5 protein-coding genes are annotated in these 4,599 nt (G+C 65.4%); all 5 read right to left on the bottom strand.

From position 1 onward, the window contains the following. Nucleotides 1–462 (bottom strand): aminotransferase class I/II-fold pyridoxal phosphate-dependent enzyme (locus VN047_RS20790; protein ID WP_325546077.1); only part of this gene is annotated, 462 nt, incomplete at its 3' end. A gap of 50 nt (nucleotides 463–512) precedes the next feature. After that, entirely contained in the window at nucleotides 513–1,115 is a 603-nt protein-coding gene (locus tag VN047_RS20795; protein ID WP_325546083.1) for a DUF6151 family protein, read from the bottom strand. Nucleotides 1,116–1,169: 54 nt separating this feature from the next. Further along, on the bottom strand, nucleotides 1,170–2,204 hold the full coding sequence (ilvC, locus tag VN047_RS20800) for a ketol-acid reductoisomerase (protein ID WP_325546079.1): 1,035 nt from the start codon (nucleotides 2,202–2,204) through the stop codon (nucleotides 1,170–1,172). Between the two features lie 108 nt (nucleotides 2,205–2,312). Further along, nucleotides 2,313–2,828 (bottom strand): acetolactate synthase small subunit, encoded by a 516-nt coding sequence (gene ilvN / locus VN047_RS20805; protein WP_325546081.1) that lies wholly within the window; start codon nucleotides 2,826–2,828, stop codon nucleotides 2,313–2,315. Between the two features lie 4 nt (nucleotides 2,829–2,832). After that, nucleotides 2,833–4,587, bottom strand: coding sequence for an acetolactate synthase 3 large subunit (locus VN047_RS20810; protein WP_325546085.1), 1,755 nt, complete (start codon nucleotides 4,585–4,587; stop codon nucleotides 2,833–2,835). Nucleotides 4,588–4,599: the final 12 nt, after the last annotated feature.

The following is a 4,599-nucleotide window of genomic DNA, read 5'->3' on the forward strand; positions in this document are numbered from 1 at the left end:
CGCGATGACGTCGTCGAACGCCTGCGCGTCGTTGTGCCGCGCCTCGACATGGCCGGCGCGGCCGAGTTTCATGCCATCGTGCGCGCTCGCGTGGATGAGTTCGTCATGGACGACGAGGTCGCCGCGCTGCGGCAGCGTCGCGAAAAGCGCGACATTGGCGGCGAAACCGGTCGGGAAAAAGAGCGCGGCTTCGCTGCCATAATGGCGCGCGGCATGGGCTTCGAGCGCTTCATGCTCCTCGTGGTTGCCGCGAAGCAGGCGCGAGCCCCCCGACCCGGCAGGGAGGCCGCGCTGGAGGCCCGTCGCGAGCGCTTCATTGAGTGCGTAGGAGCCCGCGAGCGCGAGATAGTCGTTCGAGGCGAAGTCGGCGCCAGCGCGCGGCGCAAGGGTGCGGCGGCGATCGTCGGCGGCAAGCGCGTCGAGATCGGCGCGGTGAGCCGCAAAGGGAGAAGGGCGGGGCATCGGGGCTTCCTAGGCCTTATGGCCGCAATGGCAAGCCGGCCCGGACGAACTCAGTCGCGCCCGAGGGCGTTTCGTTCTTCGGAGGTCAGCCGGCGGGGCGGGGCGATCGGTTCCAGCGTCGCGGCATCGAAAAGCGCGCATCGCCGACGATCGCCCGAGACGATGTCCTTGATCATCCGCGGGAAAAAACGGCGCATCAATGCGAGCATGCTCATGCGGGGCAAGTCGCTCGTGTCGCCGATGGCGTCCTGGGTGAAGAGGTGCCCGCGCGGCGGGCCGACGAGCCGGGCGCGCATCGCGGGGTCGCATGCGGCGAGCTGTGTCGTGATGTATGGGATCTTGCCGTTCGCATAGCTGTTGAACAGCGGCATGCCGCAGCATCGGGCATACCAGCGCAGCGTGGGCTTGTCGGTCAGATGAAGCGAGGCGAGGCGGTCGCGGCCTGTATCGATCCGCATGCGCGCGCATCGCGACTGATAAAGCGCCGTACCACCGTGCGCGTCGAGGACGCGCTCCGCATGGCCAAGATAGCGGGTGAGGTCCTGGCAATCGGTGCAATGGCATATGACATGATCGCCCTGATCGGTGCCGACGCGCAGCAGCGTTCCGGTGACGGTCCCGCAGGCGCAGGCAAGGGAAAGGTCGGATGGCATTGCCACCTTTCCTAATCCCTTGCCCGCGATTGCGGAAGCGGATGCTTCAAGCCGTCAGTTGACGGCCTTGTCGACCAGCTTGTTCTTGGCGATCCACGGCATCATCGCGCGCAGCTCGGCGCCGGTCTTTTCGATCGGATGCGCGGCGGCGGCCTTGCGGCTCGCCTTCAGTTCGGGCTGGCCGGCCTGGTTGTCGAGGACGAAGTCCTTGACGAAGCGGCCCGACTGGATGTCGGCGAGGACGCGCTTCATTTCGGCTTTGGTCTCGTCGGTGATGATGCGCGGGCCGGTCTTGATGTCGCCATATTCGGCGGTGTTCGAGATCGAATAGCGCATGTTCGCGATGCCGCCTTCATAGAGAAGGTCGACGATCAGCTTGGTTTCGTGGAGGCACTCGAAATAGGCCATTTCGGGGGCGTAGCCCGCCTCGACCAGCGTTTCGAAACCGGCCTGGATCAGGTGGGTGACGCCGCCGCAGAGCACAGCCTGTTCGCCGAAGAGGTCGGTTTCGCACTCTTCCTTGAAGGTCGTTTCGATGATGCCGCTACGGCCGCCGCCGACCGCCGAGGCGTAGGACAGGGCGAGCGCCTTGGCGTGGCCGTTGCCGCTGTTGCCGCTGGCTTCCTGCGCGACCGCGATCAGGCAGGGAACCCCGCCGCCGCGCTGATACTCGCTGCGCACGGTGTGGCCCGGACCCTTGGGCGCGATCATGAACACGTCGATGTCGGGGCGGGCCTCGATCAGGCCGAAGTGGATGTTGAGGCCGTGCGCGAAGGCGAGTGCGGCGCCGGGCTTCATATTGTCGGCGAGATCGTCGGCGTAGATTTTCGCCTGATGTTCATCGGGAGCGGCGATCATGATCACGTCGGCCCAGGCGGCGGCTTCCTTGTTCGACATCACCTGGAAGCCGGCGGCTTCGGCCTTTTTCGCGGTTGCCGAACCGGGGCGAAGCGCGACCGCGACGTCGCGCACGCCGCTGTCGCGGAGGTTCTGCGCATGCGCGTGACCCTGACTGCCATAGCCGACGATGGCGACCTTCCTGCCCTTGATCAGATCCTGGTCGGCGTCGCGATCGTAATAAACCTGCATGTCTATCTTCCCTTGTTTTCTTTCGTCACGCCGGGCTTGACCCGGCATCCTTGGACCCCGGATCAAGTCCGGGGTGACGAAGGTTGGACTGTCATTCCTGTTGAAACTCTAAACCGCCTCCGACCCGCGGGCGATGGCGACGATGCCGGTGCGGCCAACCTCGACGAGGCCGCATTCGCGCATCAGTGCGATGAAGCGGTCGACCTTTTCGCTGGCGCCGGTGATCTCGAAGATGAAGCTCGTCAGCGTCGTGTCGACCACCTTGGCGCGAAAGACGTCGGCGAGGCGCAGCGCCTCGATCCGCTTGTCGCCGGTGCCTGCGACCTTCACCAGCGCGATCTCGCGTTCGACATGCGCGCCCTGATCGGCAAGGTCGGTCACCTTGTGGACGGGAACGAGCCGGTCGAGCTGCGCGATGATCTGGTCGATCACCGCGGGCGGGCCTGAGGTGACTATCGTGATCCGCGACAGCGCATGATCCGAACTGATGTCGGCCACGGTCAGGCTTTCGATATTATAGCCGCGCGCGGTGAACAGCCCGGTGATCTTGGCGAGCACTCCGGCCTCGTTGTCGACGGTGATGGCGAGCACATGGCGCTCGCCGGCCTCGGTTTTGATTTTCATGGGTTTACACCAGTGCCTTGGCTTCGTCGTCCATCGTGCCGGTGACGTCGCTCGGCTGGAGGATCATGTCGGTGTGCGCGGCGCCCGACGGGATCATCGGGAAGCAGTTCGCAAGCTGCGCGACGCGGCAATCGACGATCACCGGTCCGGGCGTGTCGATCATCCGCTGGATGCCGTCCTCGAGTTCGCCGAGCGTGTCGATGCGCAGGCCCGTCCACCCGTAAGCATCGGCGAGCTTCACGAAATCGGGAAGGCTGTCCGAATAGCTGTTCGAATAGCGGCTTTCATAGGTCAGTTCCTGCCACTGGCGGACCATCCCCATCCATTCATTGTTGAGGATGAAGATCTTCACCGGCAGGCGATATTGCGCGACCGTGCCCATTTCCTGGATGTTCATCTGGAGCGAGGCTTCGCCCGCGATGCACACGACAAGGCGGTTCGGATGCGCGATCTGTGCGCCGACCGCGGCGGGGAAGCCATAACCCATCGTGCCGAGCCCGCCGCTGGTGAGCCAGCGGTTCGGGGCCGAGAAGCCGAAATGCTGCGCCGCCCACATCTGGTGCTGGCCGACCTCGGTCGTGATGATCGGGTCGCGGCCGCGGGTCGCGTCGAACAGCGCCTTCACAGCGCGCTGCGGCATGATGTCGGCGCCGGCGTCCTTCTTTTCGGGGAAGTCGAGGCAGCGCGTCGCGCGCCAGCCGTCGACGCGGCGCCACCATTCACCCAGATCACGTGCCTTGTGGCCCTTGTCCTGCCACGCGGCGATCAGCGCATCGAGCGCGCGGCCGGCGTCGCCGACCACCGCGAGATCGACGGGGACGATCTTGTTGATCGAGCTTCTGTCGATGTCGATGTGGATCTTCTTCGCTTCGGGCGCGAAAGCGTCGAGGCGGCCGGTCACCCGGTCGTCGAAACGCGCGCCGACCGCGATGATCAGGTCGGCGCGGTTCATCGCCATGTTCGATTCATAGGTGCCGTGCATGCCGAGCATGCCAAGCCACTTCGGATCGTCGGCGGGGAAGGCGCCAAGCCCCATCAGCGTCGAGGTGACCGGTGCGCCGGTGAGGCTGACGAGCTGGCGGAGCGCTGCGCTGGCGTCGGGGCCGGCGTTGATCACGCCGCCGCCGGTGTAGAAGACCGGACGCTCGGCGGCGGCGATCATGTCGATCGCGGCGTCGATCGCTTCGGCGTCGGGTTCGACCTGCGGGCGATAGCTGTTGTGCTGGATGAATTCGGGCACGCTGTAGGTGCCCGTCGCGACCTGCACATTTTTCGGAATATCAATCACCACCGGACCCGGGCGGCCGTGCGTCGCGATGTGGAACGCCTCGTGGATGATCGGACCCAGGCGGTCGGGGTCCATCACGAGATAATTATGCTTGGTGCAGTGGCGCGTGATGCCGACCGTGTCGCATTCCTGGAACGCGTCGGTGCCGATCAGGGTCGTCGGGACCTGTCCCGTCAGTACGACCATCGGGATGCTGTCGAGCAGCGCGTCGGTGATGCCGGTGACGGCATTGGTCGCGCCGGGACCCGAGGTAACGAGTACGACCCCGGGCTTGCCGGTCGAGCGCGCATAGCCTTCGGCGGCATGCGTCGCCGCCTGTTCGTGGCGGACGAGGATGTGCTTGATCGTCGGGTGCTTGTAGAGCGCGTCATAGATGGGAAGGACCGCGCCGCCCGGATAGCCGAACACCGTATCGACCCCGAGGTCGACCAGCGCCTGAACCACCATGTCGGCACCACTCATTTCCGTCACGACGAAACTCCT

Source organism: Sphingopyxis sp., from assembly GCF_035565275.1.
Classification (GTDB): domain Bacteria; phylum Pseudomonadota; class Alphaproteobacteria; order Sphingomonadales; family Sphingomonadaceae; genus Sphingopyxis.

What these genes read in the sequence shown, in the direction of transcription:
- ilvC (WP_325546079.1), bottom strand. Translation starts at nt 2,204, where the DNA reads ATGCAGGTTTATTACGATCGCGACGCCGACCAGGATCTGATCAAGGGC.
- ilvN (WP_325546081.1), bottom strand. Translation starts at nt 2,828, where the DNA reads ATGAAAATCAAAACCGAGGCCGGCGAGCGCCATGTGCTCGCCATCACC.
- VN047_RS20795 (WP_325546083.1), bottom strand. Translation starts at nt 1,115, where the DNA reads ATGCCATCCGACCTTTCCCTTGCCTGCGCCTGCGGGACCGTCACCGGA.